At 53.3% G+C, this 23,654-nt stretch carries 23 protein-coding genes and 1 other annotated feature; of the genes, 1 reads left to right on the top strand and 22 read right to left on the bottom strand.

Annotated elements, in window-relative coordinates:
- Positions 1–11: 11 nt before the first annotated feature.
- Positions 12–512, bottom strand: a complete 501-nt coding sequence (gene lspA / locus MKX64_RS01425) for a signal peptidase II (protein WP_095263185.1) — start codon at positions 510–512, stop codon at positions 12–14.
- A 207-nt stretch (positions 513–719) separates the two neighbouring features.
- On the opposite strand from lspA, the gene MKX64_RS01430 reads away from it, so the two are divergent.
- Entirely contained in the window at positions 720–1,466 is a 747-nt protein-coding gene (locus tag MKX64_RS01430) for a TraR/DksA C4-type zinc finger protein (RefSeq protein WP_095263184.1), read from the top strand.
- Positions 1,467–1,498: 32 nt separating this feature from the next.
- On the opposite strand, the gene MKX64_RS01435 is transcribed toward MKX64_RS01430, so the two are convergent.
- From MKX64_RS01435 to mraY, 21 genes are all read right to left on the bottom strand, one after another.
- Positions 1,499–1,885, bottom strand: coding sequence for a DUF5665 domain-containing protein (locus tag MKX64_RS01435; protein WP_341035243.1), 387 nt, complete (start codon positions 1,883–1,885; stop codon positions 1,499–1,501).
- 402 nt (positions 1,886–2,287) lie between these two features.
- Positions 2,288–5,377 (bottom strand): isoleucine--tRNA ligase, encoded by a 3,090-nt coding sequence (gene ileS, locus MKX64_RS01440; protein ID WP_095263182.1) that lies wholly within the window; start codon positions 5,375–5,377, stop codon positions 2,288–2,290.
- Positions 5,378–5,432: 55 nt separating this feature from the next.
- Positions 5,433–5,717 (bottom strand) — a binding site (T-box leader).
- Positions 5,718–5,787: 70 nt separating this feature from the next.
- The gene (locus tag MKX64_RS01445; protein ID WP_095263181.1) at positions 5,788–6,282 is read right to left on the bottom strand and encodes a DivIVA domain-containing protein; all 495 of its coding nucleotides are present in this window, start codon (positions 6,280–6,282) and stop codon (positions 5,788–5,790) included.
- A gap of 180 nt (positions 6,283–6,462) precedes the next feature.
- Positions 6,463–7,245, bottom strand: a complete 783-nt coding sequence (locus tag MKX64_RS01450; protein WP_095397449.1) for a YlmH family RNA-binding protein — start codon at positions 7,243–7,245, stop codon at positions 6,463–6,465.
- A gap of 21 nt (positions 7,246–7,266) precedes the next feature.
- Complete coding sequence (locus MKX64_RS01455) at positions 7,267–7,524, bottom strand: YggT family protein (RefSeq protein ID WP_095263219.1); 258 nt, start codon at positions 7,522–7,524, stop codon at positions 7,267–7,269.
- A 16-nt stretch (positions 7,525–7,540) separates the two neighbouring features.
- Positions 7,541–7,990 carry a cell division protein SepF gene (locus MKX64_RS01460; protein ID WP_095263179.1) on the bottom strand — a complete coding sequence of 150 codons (450 nt, stop codon included), beginning with the start codon at positions 7,988–7,990 and terminating at the stop codon, positions 7,541–7,543.
- Positions 7,991–7,992: 2 nt separating this feature from the next.
- Positions 7,993–8,682 carry a YggS family pyridoxal phosphate-dependent enzyme gene (locus MKX64_RS01465; protein WP_095263178.1) on the bottom strand — a complete coding sequence of 230 codons (690 nt, stop codon included), beginning with the start codon at positions 8,680–8,682 and terminating at the stop codon, positions 7,993–7,995.
- 8 nt (positions 8,683–8,690) lie between these two features.
- On the bottom strand, positions 8,691–9,542 hold the full coding sequence (pgeF, locus tag MKX64_RS01470) for a peptidoglycan editing factor PgeF (protein WP_341035244.1): 852 nt from the start codon (positions 9,540–9,542) through the stop codon (positions 8,691–8,693).
- 84 nt (positions 9,543–9,626) lie between these two features.
- Positions 9,627–9,962 (bottom strand): YlmC/YmxH family sporulation protein, encoded by a 336-nt coding sequence (locus tag MKX64_RS01475; protein ID WP_095263176.1) that lies wholly within the window; start codon positions 9,960–9,962, stop codon positions 9,627–9,629.
- Between the two features lie 171 nt (positions 9,963–10,133).
- The gene (sigG, locus tag MKX64_RS01480) at positions 10,134–10,916 is read right to left on the bottom strand and encodes an RNA polymerase sporulation sigma factor SigG (protein ID WP_095263175.1); all 783 of its coding nucleotides are present in this window, start codon (positions 10,914–10,916) and stop codon (positions 10,134–10,136) included.
- Positions 10,917–10,994: 78 nt separating this feature from the next.
- On the bottom strand, positions 10,995–11,717 hold the full coding sequence (gene sigE / locus MKX64_RS01485; protein WP_007129475.1) for an RNA polymerase sporulation sigma factor SigE: 723 nt from the start codon (positions 11,715–11,717) through the stop codon (positions 10,995–10,997).
- A gap of 145 nt (positions 11,718–11,862) precedes the next feature.
- Positions 11,863–12,900, bottom strand: a complete 1,038-nt coding sequence (gene spoIIGA / locus MKX64_RS01490) for a sigma-E processing peptidase SpoIIGA (protein ID WP_176475444.1) — start codon at positions 12,898–12,900, stop codon at positions 11,863–11,865.
- 239 nt (positions 12,901–13,139) lie between these two features.
- Positions 13,140–14,264 carry a cell division protein FtsZ gene (ftsZ, locus tag MKX64_RS01495; RefSeq protein WP_095263174.1) on the bottom strand — a complete coding sequence of 375 codons (1,125 nt, stop codon included), beginning with the start codon at positions 14,262–14,264 and terminating at the stop codon, positions 13,140–13,142.
- A gap of 57 nt (positions 14,265–14,321) precedes the next feature.
- Positions 14,322–15,599, bottom strand: a complete 1,278-nt coding sequence (gene ftsA / locus MKX64_RS01500) for a cell division protein FtsA (RefSeq protein WP_095263173.1) — start codon at positions 15,597–15,599, stop codon at positions 14,322–14,324.
- A gap of 219 nt (positions 15,600–15,818) precedes the next feature.
- Positions 15,819–16,568, bottom strand: a complete 750-nt coding sequence (locus MKX64_RS01505; RefSeq protein ID WP_341035245.1) for a cell division protein FtsQ/DivIB — start codon at positions 16,566–16,568, stop codon at positions 15,819–15,821.
- A 63-nt stretch (positions 16,569–16,631) separates the two neighbouring features.
- Positions 16,632–17,915, bottom strand: a complete 1,284-nt coding sequence (gene murA, locus MKX64_RS01510; RefSeq protein WP_095263172.1) for a UDP-N-acetylglucosamine 1-carboxyvinyltransferase — start codon at positions 17,913–17,915, stop codon at positions 16,632–16,634.
- Positions 17,916–17,931: 16 nt separating this feature from the next.
- Complete coding sequence (gene murB / locus MKX64_RS01515; RefSeq protein ID WP_341035246.1) at positions 17,932–18,837, bottom strand: UDP-N-acetylmuramate dehydrogenase; 906 nt, start codon at positions 18,835–18,837, stop codon at positions 17,932–17,934.
- A 159-nt stretch (positions 18,838–18,996) separates the two neighbouring features.
- A complete protein-coding gene (gene murG, locus MKX64_RS01520) occupies positions 18,997–20,106 on the bottom strand; it encodes an undecaprenyldiphospho-muramoylpentapeptide beta-N-acetylglucosaminyltransferase (protein ID WP_095263170.1) in 1,110 nt (369 codons plus the stop codon).
- A 6-nt stretch (positions 20,107–20,112) separates the two neighbouring features.
- Positions 20,113–21,210, bottom strand: coding sequence for a stage V sporulation protein E (gene spoVE / locus MKX64_RS01525; RefSeq protein ID WP_095263169.1), 1,098 nt, complete (start codon positions 21,208–21,210; stop codon positions 20,113–20,115).
- Positions 21,211–21,261: 51 nt separating this feature from the next.
- Complete coding sequence (gene murD / locus MKX64_RS01530; protein WP_095263168.1) at positions 21,262–22,683, bottom strand: UDP-N-acetylmuramoyl-L-alanine--D-glutamate ligase; 1,422 nt, start codon at positions 22,681–22,683, stop codon at positions 21,262–21,264.
- Positions 22,684–22,685: 2 nt separating this feature from the next.
- The gene (gene mraY / locus MKX64_RS01535; protein ID WP_095263167.1) at positions 22,686–23,651 is read right to left on the bottom strand and encodes a phospho-N-acetylmuramoyl-pentapeptide-transferase; all 966 of its coding nucleotides are present in this window, start codon (positions 23,649–23,651) and stop codon (positions 22,686–22,688) included.
- Positions 23,652–23,654 lie beyond the last annotated feature (3 nt).

The following is a 23,654-nucleotide window of genomic DNA, read 5'->3' on the forward strand; positions in this document are numbered from 1 at the left end:
TTCCTGCAAGCCTATTCATTCCCTTCCGTGCCTGTCGTTTCATGATGTGCTTTCATCTGTTCCCGTCTGCCCTCAAGGAGGGTGTCGAGTATAATGAGCCCTACCCCGATCACGATGCAGGAATCTGCAACATTAAAAATCGGGAACGTATAGCTGCCGAAATTGAATTGCAGAAAATCCACCACTTCGCCCATCAGCAAGCGGTCGATAAAATTCCCCAGTGCGCCTCCGAGCACAAGTGCCAGCGCGGTTGGCAGCAGCTTTCGTTCTTCCTTGCGAACCTTCTGCAAGTACCAGACGAGCCCGACTACAACGGCGATGGTGACGATAATGAAGAACCACAGCTGATTCTGCAGAATGCCAAACGCCGCTCCCTTGTTACGATGAGAAGTGATCAGGAAAAAATCACCGATAACCGGAATTTTATCCCCAATCTCAAGTCTGCTTGCAATTAAAAATTTCGTCCCCTGATCGATTATAAATGCGATCAATGCAATCACATAATACACCACGTCGCTATGTTCACTCCGTTCTGTCTCATCCGCTCATGCTTTGTTGCTTTTGCGGAAATTTGCTCGTCTTATTGTAGCACAGCCGCTGAACCATCGTCCATTCCTGTCCAGTCCCGCGAACATTTTCCGTCAGTAAAACCCCTGGTTAGCGCGCACTCTATAGATATCAACAATCGGCCCATAACCGGACCATGAAAGGAGCCTGACATGTCGCATTTAACTCAGGAACAGATCCGCCGACTGAAGCAGAGACTGATGGAGCGCAAGGCCGAGCTGGAATCGCGCATGGTGCATAATGATCAGCACGGCATGGGGGAATCCGAACGAGATTACACCGGTGAATTATCACATATCGACAACCACCCGGGCGACCTGGCGACCGAGGTTTATGAACGCGAGAAGGATCTGGCCCTGCAGGACCGGATGGACCTGGAACTGCAGCGTGTCATTTTCTCCCTGGAAGCGATCCATCACGGGCGCTATGGCACATGCATCATCTGCGGGGAAGCGATCCCGTACGAGCGTCTGGAGGCTGTTCCGGACACCCAGTACTGCCTGAAAGACAACCCGCGGCAAAATCCTTCCCATGACCGTCCCGTGGAAGAGGAGTTTCTTCATCCGCCGTTTGGCCGCTCAAGTCTCGATGAGCATGAATATTCCGGCTTTGACGGAGAGGACGCCTGGCAGATCGTCGAAAGCTGGGGCAACTCCAACTCGCCCGCCTTGGCCGAAGGCAACAACATCGACAGCTATAACGAAATGGACATCGAGCATGAAGATGACCAGGGCGGCTTTGTGGAGGTATATGAAAATTTTGTGGCTACAAACATCGATGGCACCGATGTATTCTTCGTCCGGAGTCCGCAATATGTGGAATATATCCAGCGCGGGGAAGGCAGCTTCCTGCTTGATCCGAATGTGCCCGGGGAAGACGATGACGACACGTTAATCTGACCTGCCCCCTGACCCCCATCTTCTTGCTGTGATTAGGTCAGTTCAAGCTGACGTTGAACGATGCGGACAATATCCGCAATGTAATCGCCGATGATTGGCAGATTCAAGGCGCCAAGGGCCTGAAGTAGATAAATGATGGTGGCAGCAAAAAAAGTAAAGCCGATCGCAATCCCAACCCCGCGAGCAGTCCCTGCCAGCAGGTTCAGACCAACCAGTCTCCACGGCCGATGCAGCAGCTGTGTATAGTCCGCGATACGGGATTTCTCAAGCTGCTGAGCGATATCAGTCGTCAGACGATGAATGGTTTGAAGCCGTTCCTCATCCGATACGGAGCTGTTTTCCTCCCGTATCTCTTGCCCTGCCTTTGGTTCTTGCGGCTTTGCTTCTTGCTTCTCCTCTGATTTCTGTTGATCCGACATCGGACAGACAAGCCCCCTTTCCGCGGCCGGCGGCGGTGTTCGTAATCGCTGCAGCAAGCGGCTGTTCCAGGAATAGTCATCGGATAAATGACGCCTGATGCCGCTCGCTTGACTCGCATTGCTGCATTGCCGTATCCATTGCTCCTCCGAAGCCAATCCGGGATACCGCTCGTATAGCCCATTGTGCTGCTATTATGTGTAATAATGTATCCGCTCATTCCTGCATACGGCACCGATGAAGCGTCTGTTTTGCCAGTGCATGCGTACGTCCCCGTACCTCTGCACGGACATTGACAGCGCATGAACGCCAAAAAGACCATCGACCATGGCAGCCTCCCGGAGGCACCATGTCGATGGTCTTTTTTTATCTAATGGATAGAAGAGACAAGCGGGCTTTTGCGATTAGTCGATCAGAATGCCGATCGTTTTGCCGCCAAGCTCCACACGCTCCATATCGGCGCTTTGTCCAAACTTCACTTCGGTGACCAGCACGTTCTCACGCAGCACCTCTTCAAAGGCGGTAATCGCCGCCTTGAGCTCATCATCGGCATCCAGCGTAAGCGCCACTCTTTTCTCAATCGGCAGATCCAGCTTCTTGCGCGTGTCCTGCACCGCACGAACAACTTCACGCACCCAGCCTTCCTGCTCCAGCTCCGGTGTAATGTCCGTGTTGAGCGCCACCGTCAGTCCATATCCGGAAGCTGAGGCGAAGCCTTCCTTCGCTTTCTTCTCCACGAGCAGCTCTTCGGAAGTAATCTTCAGCTGCTCGCCTTCCGGCGAGGCAACCTCGACACCGCCGTTCTGAACAACCGCTCGGGTCTCTTCGCTGCTCATGCCTTTGAGGACGCCTTGCAGGAAGCCAACGTTCTTACCGTATTTCTTCCCGGCTACCTTCAGGTTCAGCTTCAGCGTGAAATCCACGAAGCCGCTGTCGCTCGTTTCCACAACGATGCCCTTGACGTTGATCTCATCCTTGATAATCATTTCATAGCCGGACAGATCGAACTCGCGGTCCATGGACACAATGAGCTCCGACAGCGGCTGACGGGTCTTGATCCCCGTTTCGTTCCGCACGTTGCGGGCCAGCTCCACGATCTGACGCGCCGTTTCCATATCCTGCTCCAGCGTTTGGTCGATCATCGCTTCGTCCGCTTGCGGGAAGTCCGCCAGATGCACGCTCTCTCCGCCGCCCAGGTTGACGTAGATGTCCTCAGACAGCATTGGCGTGAACGGCGCCATCACTCTGGAAAGCACCAGCAGCACATGCGTCAGCGTGCCGTAAGCGGCCAGCTTATCCTCGCCAAGTCCGCTGCCCCAGAAGCGATCGCGGGAGCGGCGGATATACCAGTTGCTCAGCTCATCAACGAATGCCTCGATCGCTTTGGCTGCATTCAGGAAGTCATTCACAGCCAGCCCTTTGTCAACGACCAGCACAAGGCTGTTCAGGCGGGACAGAATCCAGCGGTCCAGCTTGTTCTCCGAACCTTGGAATTGATGCTTCGCCGGGTCATAACCGTCAATGCCGGCATACAGGGTCAGGAAGGCATGGGTGTTCACCAGCGTATCGATGACCTTCGATTTGGCTTCTCCGACGATGCCTTTCGAGAAGCGTTTGCTGTTCCAAGGCGCGCTGTCGGCCAGCAGCGCCCAGCGGAAGGCGTCCGTTCCGTATTCCTCGATGATCTCCCAAGGATCGATGACATTGCCTTTGGATTTGGACATCTTCTGTCCGTTCTCGTCCAGAATGTGGCCGGTAGCCATAACGGCTTTATACGGCGCTTTGCCTGTAAACAAGGTGGATACCGCCAGTAGGCTGTAGAACCAGCCGCGTGTCTGATCGATGCCTTCACAGATCATGTCGGCCGGATACTGATGTTCGAAAGTCTCATTATTTTCAAACGGGTAATGGTATTGGGCGAACGGCATCGAGCCGCTGTCAAACCATACGTCAATCACCTCGGACGTTCTCTCCATCACGCCGCCTTCACAGTGCGGACACTTCACCTTCACCTCATCAACGTAAGGCTTATGAAGCTCCAGATCCTCGCTCACTTCCCCTACAGCGTTGGCGCGAAGATCAGCGATGCTGTGCGGCGCGTACTGCCCGTCACAGGAGCTGCACACCCATACGTTCAGCGGCGTTCCCCAATAGCGGTTCCGGCTGATGTTCCAGTCCACCAGATCCTCCAGGAATTTGCCGAACCGGCCTTCACGCACATGGCCCGGATACCAGGTGACGGAATTGTTGTTCTCAATCAGCTTGTCTTTAACCGCTGTCGTCTCGATAAACCAGCTCTCCATCGCATAATAGAGGAGCGGAGATTTACAGCGCCAGCAGAACGGATAGCTGTGCTCATATTTCTCTTTGCTGTACAGCAGCCCTTTTTCCGAAAGAGCCTTCACGATATCCAGATCACAGTCCTTCACGAACCGTCCCGCAAAATCAGTCACCTCGTCGTTATAACGGCCTTGCCCGTTCACTACACTCACAAAGCTGATGCCATTCTCCCGGCAGACGCGGTAATCGTCCTCACCGTGCGCAGGCGCCATATGGACAATCCCTGTACCGCTGGCATCGGTAACGAAGGAAGCGCCCACGATCACATTGCTTTTCTCCGCCTTGATGTAGCTGAACGGCGGGGTGTAGCTTCTTCCAACCAGCTCCGCGCCCTTCAGTTCAGACAGTACGGTGAATTCACCTTTCATAACATCGTCCACAAGATTCTTGGCTACGATGTATACGCCGTCCTCCTGCTGTACCCGAACATAGTCCATATCCGGATTGACTGCCAGCGCCACGTGCGCCGGAAGCGTCCAAGGGGTAGTCGTCCAGGCGAGTACATATTCGCCGCTGTCATGCAGCTTGAATTTAGCCGTTGCAGACAGATCCTTGACGTCCTCATACCCCTGTGCAACCTCATGCGAGCTCAGTGTCGTCTGACAGCACGGGCAGTACGGGCTCACCCGGTGACCGCGATAGAGAAGACCCTTATCATGGATCGTCGCCAGGATGTTCCATACACTTTCGATATAATTGTTATCCAGTGTGACATAGGGGTGATCGAGATCGGTCCAGTAAGCAATCGCCTCGGTCAGCTCCCGCCATTTATGCTCATATTCGAACACGCTCGCTTTACACTTCTGGATAAAAGCTTCCACGCCGTAATTTTCGATTTCCTGTTTACCGGAGATGCCCAGCTGTTTCTCCACCCCAAGCTCTACCGGCAGACCATGAGTATCCCAGCCCGCTTTGCGGACAACCTGATAGCCCTTCATCGTTTGGTAACGGCCTACAAAATCCTTGATGACCCGTCCAAGCACGTGCCCGATATGAGGAGCACCGTTCGCTGTCGGCGGCCCTTCATAGAATACATAGTTCGGACGACCTTCGCGGTGCTGGATCGATTTCTTGAACGTGTCCTCTTCTTTCCATTTGTTCAGGATACGCAGCTCTCTGGCGCGCGCCTTCTCTTTCACATCAACTCTGTTCATGCCGTATCTTCCTTTCATCCTAACTCATGTAAAATCAAAAAAAGGCCCTCATCCCCCAAGGGACGAGAACCTTAACTCGCGTGACCACCCTAATTCTGTCTGACTGCAACGCACATCAAGCGCAGACCAAACAGCACCTCTGCTCCATGCCAATAACGACAGGCACGGGTCCGATGTAACGTTCGGAGGACGGCTTAGCTTACACACTCCGGATTCACGGCGCTTCGGCTTTGCTTCTCAAGGACGATATTCCACAAGGTCTGAACATTGGCTTTCAGCAGGATGCCAACTCTCTGAGGGACAGCGCCACTTGTGTACTTGTTCCCATCTGCGAATTTACGATTGTTCATTCAATTCAACTATGTTACTAGTTATAGACTTTTTCAGGCCAAAAGTCAACCGCTATCCGCCTAATATACCTCTTTCGGCTCAAGACTCGGCTCAGGCGACTCCAGCGACTCCCATCCATCCTGCTTCAGCAGTTCCAGCTGCGCTTCCACGAGCGAGCGGAAGCGTGTCCGGTAAATGGAGGCCTGCTTCTTCAGTTCTTCTACTTCCAATGCGACTTTGCGCGATTTGCCAAGCGCTTCGTTGATGATCCGGTCCGCATTCTTCTCCGCTTCCTTCACGATCAGCTGCGCTTCCTTCTTCGCGTTGTTCTTCACCTCATCCGCAGCCTCCTGGGCCACGATGATCGTCTTCGATAAGGTTTCCTCAATATTCGCAAAATGATCCAGCTTCTCCTGCATCGCCATTAACTGGTTATGCATTTCCTTGTTCTCCCGAATCACGCTTTCATAATCTTTAATAACCTGATCCAAAAATTCGTTGACCTCGTCTTCATCATAACCCCGGATTCGACGGGCAAACTCCTTATTATGTATATCAAGTGGTGTAAGTGGCATGGTGTGCACCTCCTAAGAATATCGGCTTGTTGCAGACGGGATACGGTCATCCCTGCTATAAGCCAAACCACCCGTCTATGAAAACAGCAGCGGTCATCAGAATGTATCGGTTAATCGGTCGCCATTATTAATGTTTGTTAGTAAATCTTCGACAAAAAAACGGCAATTCCTTCAAAGGCATCACGCATATTTCCCAACCTTGACACGGTACCGCCCTTTTTTTGTCAAGCCGCCCGTCTCCAGCACTTTAAACCGACCAAACCCTTGAATGGAGATCACATCCCCTTCTTTCAGCGGCGTAGAAGGATCCTCTTCCACTTTCCAGTTGACTCTGCAGCGTCCCGCTTTGATCGGAACGACAATTTTGGCCCGGCTGATGCGGAACGCATCGCTGGCAATGCCGTCGAGTCTCATGGAGGAGACCGTAATCTCCATCGTATCCAGCGTGACCGGGGACACCTGGAGCTTGTCCAGCGGCAACAGCTCGGTCATGACATGCACCCGATGCACCTGGCTCAGGTTCAAATGCAGATACGCGCTGATATCCTCGGAGACAACGGCATGACAGCCGTTCTCCAGCACATGAATATCGCCAATCTTGGAGCGCTTGATGCCGAGCCCGAGAATGGAGCCCATATAGTCGCCATGCTCCAGCTCCCCCAGCTTCTGGTCAGAAGAGGTGATGCTGAGCACCTTCATCCCCATATCCTCATTCGCCAGGTCCCGGTAATCGGGCGCGATGAAAGCACGAACACGCTCTGCATCCGGATGTCCGCCACTGTAGACGGCGTGCACATCAGGGGCGCGGTTGACCAGCGATTCCAGAATAAACCGCTGGCGCGGGTCCAGAAAGTCGGTCAGCTTCGCTTCATGGTACTGCCCCGCGTTAACGACCCACTCCCACGCCCGGTCCACAAAATCCCGTTCGTCTCGGTGAAAATGATCATAGATGTCCGGTTTCATATGGTCACACGCCCTTTATCGTTATACAAAATATCCGAGGATCGCATATACCCCGTTCTGAGCCAGCCGCAGCACAAACAGCGCAACGATTGGGGAAATATCGATCATGCCCATGATCGGCGGGATAAAGCGGCGGAATGGAGACAAATACGGCTCCACCAGCTTGCCCAGCAGCTCTCCGATAAAGCTTTCTCTTACGTTCGGAAGCCAGGACATCAGTACATACACGAGAATCATGTAGAAATAAATTTGAAACAGCAATTCGACAATGCTATAAATATTCGTCAAAGAAATATCACCTCATTCTGTTATAGTCTTGTTCGTCAGCTAAAATCTCGGAAATGGTTCCCTGAATTTCCACCGTATCCGGCGTGCACAGAAAAATGTTGCTGCCCACCTTGGAGATGCCCCCGCTGAGCGCATACACCGTTCCGCTTAGAAAATCAATGATCCGCAGCGCCTGATCGTTCCGCACGCGCTGCAGATTGACCACCACGGTCCGGAACGAGCGCAGATGATCGGCAATCTCCTGAGCTTCGTCATAGGAGCGAGGCTCAGCCAGCACCACCTTCACATTTTTCTGCGAATGTATGCTCACAATATTGCTGCCCTTTTGATTTTGATTTTTGCGGTTCTCAAACGGTGTCTCCACCTGGTCTTCCTGAGAGGTCAGCGCCTCCCGCTCTACAACTTCCTCTTCCTCCTGCAGCCCGATAAAGTTCATAAACCGGTTCATCACGCCCATCGTCACTCCTCCTCTTTTCCCACTAGAATCGAGCCGAGGCGTACCCATGTCGCCCCTTCCTCTATGGCCACTTCAAAATCATTAGACATCCCCATCGACAGCTCGGTCAGCGGCTCGGCGGTAAGCGCCTGCCTGTTCAGCTCATCTCTCAGTTGTCTCAGACCGCGGAATACAGGGCGCGTGTCCTCAGCCTCCGATTCATAAGGGGCCATCGTCATCAGTCCAATGACGCGGACATGCTCCAGACTGCTGATGCTCTTCAGGAAGCCGGCTGCTTCCTCGGGAGGAAGACCGTACTTCGATTCCTCTCCCGATATATTCACCTGCAAAAAGGCGGATATTTGTATATTCAACGCAGCAGCTTTCTTCTCCAGTTCCTTCGCCAGCGACAGCCGGTCCAGCGAGTGGATGTACCGGAATTTATCGATGACATCCTTCACTTTATTCGTCTGGAGATGACCGATAAAATGCCAGGTGCCCCGGTCACCCAAAGCCTCCCACTTGCTCTTGGCATCCTGCCAGCGGTTCTCGCCGATATGCTGCAGACCGTGATCCAGCACCGCCGCTGTCTTCTCCAGCGAGACATACTTCGTCACCGCAATGATGTTGACATCCTGACGATCCCGGCCGCTGCGGCGGCAAGCCTCCGCTATGCGCTGCTGCACTTGATCCATACGTTCCAACAAACTCAAGGGACGGTTCACCTCTTTCTTAACCCGATCCAACTTGCCATACGCCCTGTCGTTCCCCCGTCCTTGCGGTAAGAAAAGAAAAAATCATGACTACAGCTTGTACACCATGTTGTACATTCGATATGTTCCGGCAATATTCCTGCTTTAATCATAATGTGTCTGTTTATTTCTTTCAAGTTCAGCATGTATTTCCCGTTGCCTTTGTCGATATACATCCCGGAATCGCCAGCGTTGCCGGAGCGTTCCAGACCTAATTCGCGCACGCGCGACATGACCCGCTCATCCACCTCGTAGCAGCATACGCCGATCGAAGGCCCAATGGCCGCGCGAATAGCTTCAGGCTTGCTGCCGTATGTCTCAGCCATCGTCTGCACCATATGCCGGGCGATCTCGGCCACCGTGCCTTTCCATCCGGCATGAGCCAGACCGACCGCTTCCTCTATGGGGTCCCAGAAATAGAGCGGGACACAATCCGCATAGAAGGAGGTCAGCAGCACCCCAGGCACCTGGGTCACCAGTCCGTCCGTATTTTGAAAAGCAGATTCCCGGTCCAGACTGCCCTTGCCTCTGTCGTCTGCCCTGACAACAGCTACCCGGCTGCCATGAACCTGCTCGCCGCAAGTCCAGTCCGCCAGCGTGAACCCGACCGCTTCCGCAACCCGGCTGCGATTCTGCTTAATATCCTCCGGCTCATCCCCGACGTGAAAGGCCAGATTCAGGCTGTGATACGGGCTGCTGCTGACGCCGCCTTCACGCCCCGTAAAGCCTGCCGTCAACCCCGACGACGCGCCCAACTTCTCCCACTCCTCAAGAGCGAGCAGCTTGGGACCGCTTCGAGCCATTCCTACAAACGGTTCCATGTCATTCACCTCTATCCCAGTGTACCAGAAAACCTGCCCAAGGCAACCTATCGAACAGCGCCGACGGCTTCGATTTGACCTGCGTTAGAAACTTCGTCTGTCAGGCCGGTCCGGCCGGTCCAGATAACCGTGAGGCTCTTGCTCCTCCGGCCTTCTCAATTCCTCCATCTTGACCAGCACGACGTCAGAGCCGATTTTCACGATATTTCGCCATGGAATGATCAGTTCACTGCCCCCTCCGAACAGCCCCATAAACTTGCCGTAGCTAGGGACCACGATCGCTTCGATGCGTCCCTGACGCAAATCGAGCTCCAGGTCGCTCACCTGCCCCAGCCGCTTGCCGTCGATAATATTAATAACATCCTTTGTTTGAAAGTCGGAAATTTTCATTTTTTTCCCCACCATCTGATCTGGTATCATGCCATCACACCCGAGATGTATTTATGACGCCTCATCCTATAGTTCAATATATGTGGCCAGCCGTTAAAATAACTTTATTTTTTGTATCGCCCATTCCCGAAATGCGCGCGCAAGGCATGAAAAAACGATCCCGCGCACGGGATCGCTATCTGGTTTGATTGCAAGTTTCATTCAGGACTTTACATGTTTTTGCATCTGCTTGATCGCGGACTTCTCCAGCCTCGATACCTGCGCCTGAGAGATGCCGATCTCATCGGCGACCTCCATCTGGGTTTTCCCCTCATAAAAGCGCATGGACAAAATCATTTTTTCTCGCTGCCCCAGCTTGTGCATCGCTTCCCGAAGCGCAATTTCCTCTATCCAGGATACATCTTTATTTTTGTCATCGCTGATTTGGTCCATCACATAGATCGGGTCTCCCCCGTCATGATAAATCGGCTCAAACAAAGATACGGGATCTTGAATGGCATCGAGTGCAAAAACAACGTCTTCCTTAGGCACGTTAAGCGCCTCGGAAATTTCGAAAATAGTCGGTTCGCGGGAGTTCGCGTTGGTGAGTTGATCTCGGACCTGCAGCGCCTTGTAAGCGATATCACGCAGGGAACGGGAGACGCGAATCGGATTGTTGTCACGTAAATAGCGGCGAATCTCTCCGATGATCATCGGCACGGCGTAAGTGGAAAATTTTACATTCTGGGACAGATCGAAATTGTCGATGGCCTTCATCAGACCGATGCAGCCGACCTGGAACAGGTCATCCACAAATTCCCCCCGATTGTTAAATCGCTGAATGACGCTCAGCACGAGCCGCAAGTTGCCATTCACCAATTTTTCACGAGCTGACCGCTCATTGTTTTGCTGCAGCTCATGGAACAGTTCCCTCATTTCCACATTAGTCAGAACCGGCAGCTTTGCCGTATCCACACCACAAATTTCAACTTTGTTTCGTGTCATGATGGCTTACCTCCCAAGGAGAAACATTACTGTACATTATCTCCTTGAGGGTGCATTTTATTCCAAAGCGATTTCACCTCAGACCATCTTGTTGAATTCCTTGCGGAGCCGCTTGATAATTCTTTTTTCCAGTCGGGAAATATAAGATTGCGAGATTCCGAGCAGGTCAGCCACATCCTTCTGGGTCTTCTCTTCCCCGTCCTGAAGGCCGAACCGGAGCTCCATGATCATCCGCTCCCTGTCGCTCAGTTTATCCAGTGCTTTTTGCAGCAGTTTACGGTCTACCTGTTCTTCGATATTGCGGTAAATGGTATCATTTTCCGTTCCGAGCACATCGGAGAGCAGCAGTTCATTGCCATCCCAGTCGATGTTCAGCGGCTCGTCAAAAGACACCTCGCTCCGCGTTTTGTTGTTGCGGCGCAAATACATGAGAATCTCGTTTTCAATACAGCGCGAGGCATAGGTAGCCAGCTTGATTTTTTTCTCCGGGTCAAACGTGTTGACCGCTTTGATCAGACCGATCGCGCCGATCGACACCAGATCCTCGATATTGATTCCCGTGTTCTCAAACTTGCGGGCAATATAGACCACGAGACGCAAATTGCGCTCGATCAGCATCGCGCGGGTTGCCGCATCGCCTGAAGGCAGCTTTTTTAGGAGATACTCCTCCTCCTCTTTCGTCAGCGGAGGCGGAAGCGCTTCACTTCCTCCAATATAATAGATCTCCTGGCTTTTCAAGCCCAGTAAAAACAACACCCGATAATACTGCAGCTGCAGCGCTAATCTCCATTTCACTGGCATCCGTTTATTCCTCCTAAACGTTTTCCGGCTGGAAAACAAACGTCGTAGAAATTGCCTCGCCTCTTGAACAAGAAGCAGTCTCATCCATCCTTCATTGGCGCCCTAACCGATCTTCGCAAGGCAAGCAGGTCACGCATTCATTCGGTTAGCCGACCGTTCGCTCAGCTTCCTGTTCATGCGCCATCATGCCGCCTTCCGCGTTCGCAGCATCACAGCCGCCGGCCGCAATCGGCATTCCTTCCCCTTCTATCAACCCGGGATGAATAATCGCCCGGTAAGCCCGGTCGCCTGACAGTCGCCCTCCGTCCAATCCAATCAACACCTTGGTCGTTTCATAGGCCATCCCGCCAAGCTCAATGCGGATCATGTCCGGTTTGATGGCCAGCATGAATGCCGCCCCCCGGTTCACGCCCCGATAGGGGACAAGCCGCAATCGATCCTGCCAGGCAAATGCCGATACATCCGCTTCCATGATCAGTTTGTCCGGCTCCCCGCCCATCAGTTTATCACTCCAGCCCGGGGGCAGTTCTCGCTCCCATAGCGAAGCCTCCATGACCATGACGGGGGTCCGCGTTAACGGATCGCTCAATTGATTGCCTGTATCCAGAAGACCGGTGCACTGTACTTTCGTACTGCCAATCCATACGGTGACAGGAGCCAACAGCGTCTCCCGGCTCTCGGTTTTGCGTTTGGTGGTCTGAACCGCCTTGAACGCGAATACAACTACAAAAAAGGCAATACATGCAAACCAGAACCCCACCTTCAGCTCAAAGGACAGTCCCCCGGTCGCGCTATACCAAATCCCTTCAAACAGCTCACCTGAACTTTGCAGGAAATAGTGGAACCCGATAATCCCCCCGGCAATGGCAAAGTTCACGATATAGAAAGCGCCCAGATTGCGGATATATTCCTGCAGACTTGCATAACCGAAAGCGATCCAGATCATCATGAGGGATAGCATGAATTTAATGAGAAAGGTGTACAGGAACGACAGTTCCGGCACAAACATCATCACGACATACATCGCCCCAAGCAAGGAGGAGCATGCCACTCTCCATAAACGCGGCCGGATTCTTCGCATCCAGGCTGTCAGGGCAAGCAATATGCCGTCAATCAGCAGGTTGACGATGAATATCAGATCGATATAAACAACCAGTATCCTCACCCGTCTCTTTCGGATCATATCCGTTCATTTCATGCGGCATTTTCAGGGTCCCGGGAGATGTTTCTAGTATAAAAAGGATAGGAATCAAAGTCTGTCTAAACCTGGGAGGTGTCCACCGACTTTTTTTGTCGACCCAGCGGAAGTTATGAGAGGATACAGCGGATCAGGCGGCTAAATCTCTTACATGGATAAACGGCAGTATAAAGCCGGAAACCAAAAAGAGCTTCGCAGGCCTGATAGGCCTGGAAGCTCCTCGATTAGTCATTATTGCGAGAACGATTGCGAAGGAATGTAGGAATGTCCAGCTGATCGCTGGCACTCTGATTGCCGAACGGTCTTAAATTCACGTTGCTCTTCTCAGCTGGCGTCTGATGCTGCTCAGGCTGGGAAGGCTGCTGCGTGCGGCGCCCAGGGGCAGCCGGAGCTGCTTTGCTCTCAAAGCCGGTGGCAATGACCGTAACCTTGATCTCGTCCTTGTACTTCTCATCGATAATCGCACCAAAGATCATGTTGACCTCCGGATCCGAAGCCGAGGTGACGATTTCCGCCGCTTCGTTCACTTCGTACAGGGACAGGTTCGCGCCGCCTGTGATATTCATGATGACCCCGCGTGCCCCTTCAATCGAAGTTTCAAGCAGCGGGCTCATAATCGCCTTGCGAGCCGCCTCGGACGCCCGGTCTTCACCGGTTGCCATTCCGATTCCCATCAGTGCGGAGCCGCGCTCGGTCATGATTGTTTTGACATCGGCAAAGTCGAGGTTGATCAAGCCGGGAACGGCGATCAGGTCCGAGATGCCTTGCACAGCCTGGCGGAGTACGTTATCCGCTTCACGGAATGCCTCCAGCATCGGCGTCTTCTTGTCAACAATTTCAAGCAGGCGATCGTTAGGAATCACGATCAGGGTGTCTACCTTCTCTTTCAGAGCTTCAATGCCAAGCTCCGCTTGCGAGAATCTCTTACGGCCTTCAAAAGTGAAAGGACGGGTGACTACACCGACGGTCAATGCGCCGCATTCCTTCGCAATTTCAGCGATCACAGGAGCTGCACCGGTACCGGTACCGCCGCCCATGCCTGCTGTTACGAACACCATGTCGGCACCCTTCAGCGTATTCATAATCAAATCACGGGACTCCTCGGCCGCTTTTTTGCCGACCTCTGGGTTGGCACCTGCGCCAAGCCCGCGAGTCAGCTTGTCCCCGATTTGCAGTTTATGCTCGGATTTAGCAAGATGGAGCGCCTGGGCATCGGTATTTACCGTAATAAATTCCACGCCTTGCACGCCGTTCTCGATCATTCGGTTCACCGCGTTACTGCCGCCGCCACCTACACCAATGACTTTAATTTGAGCCAAGCTCTCCATTTCAAAATCAAATTCCAACATCTAATCCATCTCCCCCTCAATGTGCGTGGATGGCACGTCCACTGTCAAATGAATCCGCTATATAAACTCACTGAACATCTTCTTCAAGCGCTCGATAAATCCCGGCTTCTGGCTGCTCTCCTGAGTTGCTGCGACAGGATTATGCTGCTTGGCGCGGTTCACCGGTTTCTTGGTATTCCCACTGCTGCTTCCTCCTGTATTGCGGACTCGGATGTTTCGGATCGCATTGTGGAGGATGCCGACTCCGCTGCAGAATCCCGGATCACGAACACCGATATAATCCGGTATGGCAATTCGCACGGAAGTCGCCAGCTCATTTTGTGCCACCTGCAGCACACCGGGCATGGACATCGTGCCACCCGTAAGTATATAACCTCCGGGAAGCTCATTGTAACCCAAGCGCTTCACTTCTTGACGTACCAATTGGAAAATCTCCTGAACCCGCGGTTCGATAATGGCCGCCAAATCCTCTTGCGTGAATTCCTTGTCTACGTTGCTTCCGATTCTCGTTACTTTAAATGCAACATCAGGAGCCGCGCTTTCGATAAGGGCGCACCCGTATTTCAATTTGACCTTCTCGGCCTGGTCGGTCAATGTCCGGAGGCCGTATGCGATATCATTCGTTACGAACTCCCCGCCGACCGGCAGTGTTGAGGTAGCCGCAAGACTGCCGCCTTCAAAAACCGTCAAGGTGGTTGATCCTGCGCCGACGTCCACCAGGACAGAACCCATCGTTTTCTCGTCCTTGGACAACGCAAGCTGACCTGCTCCAAGCGGAATCAGCACCAGATCCTTCACCTTCAGACCTGCTTTTTCTACGCATCGCAATAAGTTATGTATTGCCGTTTTGGCGCCAGTAACAATCGTAGCTTCCACCTCAAGGCGAACGCCGATCATTCCTCGCGGATCGGAGATTCCTTCCAAACCGTCAACGATAAACTGTTTTGCGACGACATCGATAATCTCGCGATCCGGAGGCAAAGCGACAACCTCGGCTGCCTTCAGCACCCGATCGATATCCTCCTCGCCAATCTCGCGATCCTCGTTCGATACTGCCACCACACCATGGCTCGATTGAAGTCCAATATGACTGCCTGAAATGCCGACATATACTTCGGATATTTGAATCTCGACCATACGCTCCGCATGATCTACAGCACTGCGAATGGATTGTACCGTTTGGTCGATATCTACAATTGCACCTTTGCGAATTCCCTCCGAGTCGGCAGATCCAACTCCAATAATATTAAAGGTTCCATTATTAACTTCCCCAATAATAGCACGAACTTTGGATGTACCGATGTCCAAACTAACAATGATGTCATTGTTGCTCAAGCCCTGGCACCTCCTGTTTTTAGCAAAATAAATACCATTATAATGACACAACTCTATTTATTCAACATTCGCCGGGCTATCCCTCTTTTTTCTACATATTTTTTAGTGCCAACATTTGCTATTCAAAAGGCACTAAAATTTCAATAGAAGAATCGAATTGCACCAGCTTGCCAATACTCTCAATTGTACCATTTATTCCTATCGCTGAGTAGGGGGGGCTTATTCCCCTTCTTCGTCCTCAGACTCGGCAACAAAAGGCACATAGGAGTCCGCCTCCAGCATCGTAATGAGACCCGGCTGCTCCACTTCGGTTACCTGATTGAGGTACTCCACTTTATCCTTCAGCAGGGAAACGGTAGTAATGACTTCAAACTTGGAGCGTGTGTAAAGCTTAATCCGATCTGGAAATGACAAGGTCGGCGACGGTGTGATCTCGGAAATATCCGAGGTCAGGCTGCCGGGAATATCGGCCAGCACCTCGCTCAGCTTCGCCTTGTTCGGATCGGAAGGCTCCCAGTTCGTCAGAATCGGCTTCTCTACCGCGATGCCGCTGGCTGATACAGGCACGGATGTGCCGCTGGCCAGAATCGCCAGAAGCGAACCGTCACTGGTCAGCTCGTAAGCGACCGTGGGCTGTTCTTCAATCACGATGCTGATGCTTCCGGGGAACGTCTTGATCACCTGCGCCTCCCGAATCGTGCCAAGAGCCTGCAGACGCTCACCAATTTTATCCGGATCAACACCAAAAAACTGGTCGCCAACCCTGACTCCGCTCTCCTCAAGCAGCTGTTCATCCGTATTAAACGTATTACCCGTGATTTCGATATCCGTCACTTGGCTGACCGGGGAACGGAAGAACAGGATGGTCAGCAGGGCTATAAACAGCAGCAGCAGTATCCATATGATTTTCCTGGCTGTTTTCGGTCTGGGCTTGTCCTCTTTCAGGACAGGCATGGGTGTCTTGGACATATCCTCTCTCTCCATAAAGCCTGTCATCCCCTCCTATCGGTGAAGGAGGGGACGCCTAGGACCTCAATTGGCTAAATCAAGCGGCCGTGGCACCGGGGTCTCTCGATAAATCCGGGCGCCCAAGCCTTGGAACATGTTTTCAATCCGATCGTAACCGCGATCGATATGATGCACCTGTTCCACGACAGTCGTTCCCTGCGCAGCCAAGCCGGCGATAACCAGCGCGGCTCCGGCACGCAGATCCGTTGCCTCTACGGTAGCACCATAAATTCTCTGTACGCCTCTAATAAATGCATAGTTCATATCCGTTGAAATGTCTGCGCCCATTCGGGACAACTCCTCCACATGCTTGAAGCGTCCCTCGAACACCGTCTCTTTCATGACGCTAAACCCGTCTGCCAATGACAGGAGAACCATCACCTGTGATTGAAGATCGGTAGGAAAGGACGGGTACGGCGATGTTACGATCCGCTCCACAGCTTTGGGGCGGCTCATACAGCTTATGTTCATTATATCATTGCAGGCACTGGTTTGAACACCAGCACGCTTGAGCACATGGATTAGCGATGATAAGTGCGACGGATTCGTCTTCGTCAGCGTGACATTGCCTCTTGTTACCGCTGCGGCAATCATGACAGTTCCCGCAACGATGCGGTCGGGAATAATCTCATACTCACATGGCTCAAGTCGCTCTACGCCATGAATCGTAATCGTATCGGTCCCGGCTCCGACAATATTCGCCCCCATCTTGTTGAGAAAATGCTGGAGATCCTGGATTTCCGGTTCTCTCGCTGCATTGGTAATGACGGTTGTTCCCGCTGCTGTAGCAGCTGCCATCATGATATTTTCAGTTGCTCCGACACTGGCAAAGTCCAGATGGATATCCGTTCCTGTCAATCGGCTCGCACGGCAGTGGATTTTCTCGTCGCCCTCTATGATTTCGGCGCCGAGCGCTTTGAGTCCTTTGAGATGCAGATCAATTTTCCGTTCGCCAATCGCACAGCCGCCAGGCTGATAAATGGTCACTTCACCGAAACGGGCCAGCAGAGGTCCCATCAAAAAGATCGAGGAGCGCATCTGCTTCATTAAATCTTCCGGGACGTGAGACGAATTGGCTGACGCCGTATCCACGGTGACCGTCTCCAGCTCATGTCTGGTTTTGCAGCCGAGGCGGTTCAATATGCTGAGCATCACTTCAATGTCGAGCAAATGCGGAACGTTGCTTAGACGGACAGTCCCTTCGGCAAGAAGACTTGCCGCCAGAATCGGCAAAGCAGCATTTTTTGCACCATGGATACGAATGGTTCCTGATAGGGGATTTCCACCCTCAATCACCAATTTGTCCAATGTATCACCTCCGAGTTTACCGCTCACCCATCACATAGACCTCCCGCACCAGTTGGATCCCGTTCTTGTCGGCTACGGTGGCCTTGATATGCTCCATCAGGGCAAGCACGTCCTCTGCTGTCGCTTGACCGGTGTTCTCAATGAAATTGGCATGCTGCACGGAAATTTCCGCTCCTCCGATCCGAAGCCCCTTGAGTCCGGCTGCTTCAATGAGCCTGGCCGCATGGTCGCCCGGGGGATTCCGAAATACGCTGCCTGCGGTCGCCGACTGCAGCGGCTGTGTACGCCGGCGGCGATCCTTGTAGGATGCCATAACCGCAGAAATCTGCTCGCGGTCGCCGTATTCGAGTGCAAATACCGCCCCCGTTACAATCCCTTTTCGCTCATGCAGAATGGAATGCCGGTAATCAAACGCCATATCCTCGGCAGCATAAGTAACCAATTCCCCTGTTTCCAGTACAATGTCAGCGGACTTAAATATGCGTGACACATCCGACCCATGGGCGCCGGCATTCATGTACACGGCCCCTCCGACCGAGCCCGGAATGCCTCCGGCAAATTCGAGACCCGTTAATCCTTGTTTTCCGGCCAGAACACTGAGCTTAACGAACGACATACTGCCGCCGGCAGATGCCGTGCATCCGTCAAAGCTACAATGCTCAAACCCCTTACCGAGCTTGATGACCGCCCCGCGTATGCCTTTATCGGCAATGAGCATGTTGGAGCCCCGGCCCAGCAGAATCCACGGGATTTGATGGGCATGGAGAAGAGTGACCAATTCCGACAGCTGCTCCTTCGTTTCAGGGACAATCAGCACATCGGCCGGTCCGCCAATCTTCCATGTCGTATATTTTGCCAGCGGTTCATTCCATAGCACAGCCCCGACATTGGCCTCAGATAGTAGCGATTTCCATTGCTGCATCTAACATAAACCTCCCTTGACTTTCCAAACCAAAAGGCCATATCTTTGCGACGGGGCGAAGAGATGGCCGGGTGTCATAATGTCGGCCTCATGGGTGCGTCACGATTATAGAGTATCTTATGTCACGCTCTATAGGGATGTGACAATCGTCCGGCCGTTTTACCGTTTGCCCGTCAGCCTCCGAATCTCTTCAACAATTACGGCTGCCGAATCCGGCTTTCCAAGCTTGCGCGATGCCTCGGTCATCGCGCCTAGCACATCGCCGCTCTTCATAATGTCCTCAATCTGTCCGAACAGACGCTCCGCTGTCAAATCCTTCTCCAGGATCATGCGAGAAGCGCCAGCCTCCTCCAGCTGTCTGGCATTGGCTTCCTGATGGTTGTTGGTCACGTTCGGGGACGGAATCAGAATGGACGGAATGCCAAGCGACGTAATTTCCGCAAGGAACGAAGCCCCGGCCCGGTTGATGATCAGCGACGTAGCAGCCAGCACCTCCGGCATATTGCTAATATACGGAACGATATGCAGATGGTTTGGCATCGTGCCAAGCTCGCTGCGAATCGCCTCCCGTGTTCCTTCGAAATACGTCTCCCCGGTTACAAATACAAAATGAACGCCAGGGAGCCTGTCGATCATCGCTGCCATCCCCTTCATCGCCTCGTTGATGGCCCGGGCTCCGCGGCTGCCCCCGACAACAAGCACGATCGGGCTGTCGCTTGGAATCCCAAGCGAAGCAAATCCACGCTCACGATTGGCGGACATCACCGTCGTCGCGCGTGGATTTCCGGTATAAATTGCTCTTTTCGCTTTGGGGAACGCCTTCTCCGAGCCTTCAAAGCTGACCGCTACCGTGTCCGCATAGCGGCTCAGAAACTGGTTGGTCAGACCCGGAATGGCATTCTGCTCGTGGATCAATGTCGGGATGCCCAGCTTGGCCGCAGCGTATACGACCGGTCCGCATACATAACCGCCGGTGCCGATAACGATATCCGGCTTGAAGTCCGACAGCAGCTTCTTCGATCTGCTGACGCCCTTGAAGAAGCGCATGATCGTCCTCACATTTTCGAGTGACAGGCTGCGCCGAAATCCGGTAATATCTATGCTTTCAAAAGGAAGATTCTCCTGCGGGACAAGCTTGCTTTCCAAACCTCTCTTGCCCCCGATATATAAAAACTGAGATGTTAGCTCCTCAGCCTCACACTGTCTGGCAATGGCAACGGCAGGGTAGATGTGCCCCCCCGTACCGCCGCCTGTTAGTACGACACGCATGCCGGTTCACCTCGCATAACGGGATATATTTAATAGAATGCCGAGCGCTGTCAGCATCAGCGTCAAGGAACTGCCGCCGTAGCTGATCAATGGCAGGGTGATGCCCGTCACCGGCATCAATCCGATAACGACCCCGATGTTAATGATAACCTGGATCGCCACCATGCCGATGATGCCCACGGCCAGCAGGCTGCCAAAGCCGTCGCTGATCGTCATGGCAATGCGCATGCCCCGCCATACGAGCGCAGCGAACAGAAGCAGCACTGTCAACCCGCCGATGAATCCGAGCTCCTCAGCCAATATGGAGAATATAAAATCTGTCTGCGGCTCCGGCACATAGGCATGCTTCTGACGGCTCATGCCAAGTCCCAGGCCGCCGAGCCCGCCAGGTCCGATCGCATAGAGAGACTGGATGATCTGATAACCCGTTCCAAGCGGATCTGACCACGGATCGAGAAAGCCGGTAATTCGCTTCAACCGATACGGTGCGGCGAGAATCAGACCGACGAAGCCGGCAATGCCGCCGAGGGACAGGAAGCCGAGATGCTTCAGGCTGGCCCCTGCGGTAAATACAATCATCATCGCGGCGCCCAGCATCACCGCTCCGGTACCTAGATCCGGCTGCAGCATAATCAAGCCGAAGGCCAGACCGATCAGTCCGAGCGGGGGCAGCAGCCCCTTGGAAAAATTCGTAATATCATAGTTTTTCTGACTGAGCCATCTCGCAAGAAACAGAATCATGCCGAGTTTCATAAACTCGGAGGGCTGAATGCCAAAAGAGCTGATGCCAAGCCAGCTTCTTGCGCCGCCGCGAACGACGCCGATGCCCGGAATAAGCACGATGACAAGCAGAAAGAAGCAGACTAGCAGAATGAGCTTGCTATATTTCTTCCATACTCTGAAATCGATATTGGAGGTGAAATACATCGCGACCAGCCCCAATACCGCAAATAAACCTTGTCGTTTCACGAAGTAAAACTTGTCGCCATAATCATGAAAGGCAAGCACAGAGCCTGCACTGTATACCATGACCAGACCGATGGCCAGCAGGGCCATAATGCAAATCAGCAGCCACAGATCGGGCGCCTGACGGTTCTTGTTCATAGGAAGGCCACCTCGAACATCCAAAGTAGGGGCTTATCCACACCCCCCTACTTAAAGATTATGCACCGCCTCTTTAAAAATGCGTCCCCGAACCTCATAGGAAGGAAACATGTCCCAGCTGGCACATGCAGGCGACAGCAGCACGATATCTCCCGCTTCGGCCAGGCCGGAAGCTTTCTGAACAGCCAGGGTCAACGTGTGGGCGGCGTCCTCCCCATTATCGACGAGGACGACCGTGTTTATCCCGGCCTTCTGTGCCGCATCCGCCAATTTATCCTTGGTCTGACCAAGCAGTACCGCAGCCTTCACCTTGCCTTGCAGAAAAGGCACCAGCTCATCATAGTCCGTGCCGCGATCCAGTCCGCCCGCAATGAGCACGATCGGCTGGGTGAAGGAAGAGAGCGCCATGCTGGTTGCCTTGGCATTGGTCGCCTTCGAGTTGTTGTAATAGACAATGCCGTCCGTCTCTCTCACATATTCCAGACGGTGCTCCACCCCGCGGAAGCTGGACAGCGGGCCCTCCAGCTGGGACGGCTGCGCGCCGGCGGCAATCGCGATGCAGCTGGCAGCGAGCGCATTCTCCACATTGAAGCGTCCCGGTATACCGATGTTCTCCACACGGATGATCTCATGCGTAAAGCCTTTGTCATCTGTATAAACGATCGTCCGCTCCAGTTGGTCCTCGGTCCCCGGTATGTAAGGCGGCGACACATAGACACCTTCCCGAAGCGTCTCGTTCATCGAGAACGGAAGCACCCGGGCCTTGATGTAGGGCACGAGGCCTCTGCACACGGGATCATCCCAGTTGAGCACAGCGGTATCTTCAGCGGTCTGATTGCGGAACAGTCTGGCCTTGGATGCAACGTAATCATCCATGCCCCCGTGATAATCCAGATGGGTCTCTGTTACGTTCGTCAGACAAGCGATGCGAGGCCGGAAATCCTCGGTGCCTTTCAGCTGAAAGCTGCTCAGCTCGGCAACCATCCATTGCTCCTCCGTGGCCTCCTGGCTTGCTTCGGTAAGCGGAATGCCGATATTTCCGGCAACGATCGGAGACATGCCGGCAGCCTGGAGGATCTGTCCCACCCAGGTTGTCGTCGTCGTCTTCCCGTTCGAACCGGTGATGCCGATTATCGGGGCACGGCACAGATGGTACGCGACCTCGACCTCCGTCACTACCGGAATTTGAAGCCCAATCGCACGTTGAACTGGCGGAACCGAGTACGGAATGCCCGGATTTTTCACCACAAGCGCCACCTGCGCATCAATCAGGTCATCCGGATGCCCCCCGCACACAACAGAAATCCCCAAAGCTTCGAGCTCCGAAGCCTCAGGGCACTGGTCCCGCTCTTTTCGATCATTAACAATGACAACCGCGCCTGCCTGGTGGAGCACCTTGGCTACCTGGACTCCGCTTTTGGCAAGGCCAAGCACAACCACTTTTTGATCACGGTATCGTTCTGGATGCTTCATTTCTACAACCCCTTGTTGATATAAAGTCCGAGCACCGCAAGGATCAATCCGACGGTCCAGAACGTGATAACAACACGCCATTCCGACCATCCGGACAGCTCAAAATGATGGTGAATCGGACTCATCTTGAATATCCGCTTGCCTCTCGTTTTGAAGGATATGACCTGCAGGACCACCGAAAGAATCTCGATGACAAAAATCCCGCCGATCACGAGGAACAGCAGCTCGCTTTTGGTCACAATCGCAATTGCGCCGATGGCGCCCCCAATACCGAGCGATCCTGTATCCCCCATAAACACCTTGGCCGGATGTGCATTGAACACGAGAAAGCCAAGCACGGCACCAATCATCGCCGCCGCGCAGAACGCAGCTGCAAACGAGGTGGACTGAATCGCAATGATCGCGTAGGCGCCAAATGCGATGGCGCTGACACCAGACAGCAGTCCGTCCACACCATCTGTAAAGTTGACGGCATTGCTGATGGCCAGCATCATGATCACGATGAAGGGATAGTAGAACCACGGGCCCCAGTCAAAAGACCAGCTCATTCCCGGCATTCCGATGGCGGTGCTATGGCCGTTGGAGATCAGGAGCCAGCACATTACCCCGGAAAAGATCAGCTGCCCCAGCAGCTTCTGACGCGCGGTCAGTCCGAGCGATCTGCGGAATACGATTTTGATATAATCGTCCAGAAATCCGATCAAACCAAAGCCGAGCGTGGCAACCAGCATAACATAGAAATCGGTATCTACCGGCGAAAACTTAATAAACGTGAGCGTAAACGCCAACAGAATGACAACGCCGCCCATCGTCGGCGTCCCGGCTTTCTTCAGATGGCTCTGCGGACCGTCGTCCCGAACCTGTTGGCCGAATTTCATTCTGCGCAGGAGCGGAATAAGCAGCGGAGCTGAAATAACGGCGATGACAAACGATACAGCGATCGTCAGCAGCAGCAATTGATAGTCCATTCC

It is taken from the genome of Paenibacillus sp. FSL M8-0334 (assembly GCF_038000405.1).
Taxonomy (GTDB): domain Bacteria; phylum Bacillota; class Bacilli; order Paenibacillales; family Paenibacillaceae; genus Paenibacillus_AQ; species Paenibacillus_AQ campinasensis.

Excerpts from the sequence above, each read along its gene's own strand:
- murB (WP_341035246.1), bottom strand. The coding sequence starts at position 18,837 with ATGCAGCAATGGAAATCGCTACTATCTGAGGCCAATGTCGGGGCTGTG.
- pgeF (WP_341035244.1), bottom strand. The coding sequence starts at position 9,542 with ATGGAACCGTTTGTAGGAATGGCTCGAAGCGGTCCCAAGCTGCTCGCT.
- sigG (WP_095263175.1), bottom strand. The coding sequence starts at position 10,916 with ATGACACGAAACAAAGTTGAAATTTGTGGTGTGGATACGGCAAAGCTG.
- MKX64_RS01450 (WP_095397449.1), bottom strand. The coding sequence starts at position 7,245 with ATGAAACCGGACATCTATGATCATTTTCACCGAGACGAACGGGATTTT.
- MKX64_RS01460 (WP_095263179.1), bottom strand. The coding sequence starts at position 7,990 with ATGGGCGTGATGAACCGGTTTATGAACTTTATCGGGCTGCAGGAGGAA.
- mraY (WP_095263167.1), bottom strand. The coding sequence starts at position 23,651 with ATGGACTATCAATTGCTGCTGCTGACGATCGCTGTATCGTTTGTCATC.
- MKX64_RS01475 (WP_095263176.1), bottom strand. The coding sequence starts at position 9,962 with ATGATACCAGATCAGATGGTGGGGAAAAAAATGAAAATTTCCGACTTT.
- murD (WP_095263168.1), bottom strand. The coding sequence starts at position 22,683 with ATGAAGCATCCAGAACGATACCGTGATCAAAAAGTGGTTGTGCTTGGC.
- ftsZ (WP_095263174.1), bottom strand. The coding sequence starts at position 14,264 with ATGTTGGAATTTGATTTTGAAATGGAGAGCTTGGCTCAAATTAAAGTC.
- MKX64_RS01430 (WP_095263184.1), top strand. The coding sequence starts at position 720 with ATGTCGCATTTAACTCAGGAACAGATCCGCCGACTGAAGCAGAGACTG.
- MKX64_RS01445 (WP_095263181.1), bottom strand. The coding sequence starts at position 6,282 with ATGCCACTTACACCACTTGATATACATAATAAGGAGTTTGCCCGTCGA.
- ileS (WP_095263182.1), bottom strand. The coding sequence starts at position 5,377 with ATGAACAGAGTTGATGTGAAAGAGAAGGCGCGCGCCAGAGAGCTGCGT.
- MKX64_RS01505 (WP_341035245.1), bottom strand. The coding sequence starts at position 16,568 with ATGTCCAAGACACCCATGCCTGTCCTGAAAGAGGACAAGCCCAGACCG.
- spoVE (WP_095263169.1), bottom strand. The coding sequence starts at position 21,210 with ATGAACAAGAACCGTCAGGCGCCCGATCTGTGGCTGCTGATTTGCATT.
- sigE (WP_007129475.1), bottom strand. The coding sequence starts at position 11,717 with ATGCCAGTGAAATGGAGATTAGCGCTGCAGCTGCAGTATTATCGGGTG.
- murG (WP_095263170.1), bottom strand. The coding sequence starts at position 20,106 with ATGCGTGTCGTACTAACAGGCGGCGGTACGGGGGGGCACATCTACCCT.
- MKX64_RS01435 (WP_341035243.1), bottom strand. The coding sequence starts at position 1,885 with ATGTCGGATCAACAGAAATCAGAGGAGAAGCAAGAAGCAAAGCCGCAA.
- spoIIGA (WP_176475444.1), bottom strand. The coding sequence starts at position 12,900 with ATGATCCGAAAGAGACGGGTGAGGATACTGGTTGTTTATATCGATCTG.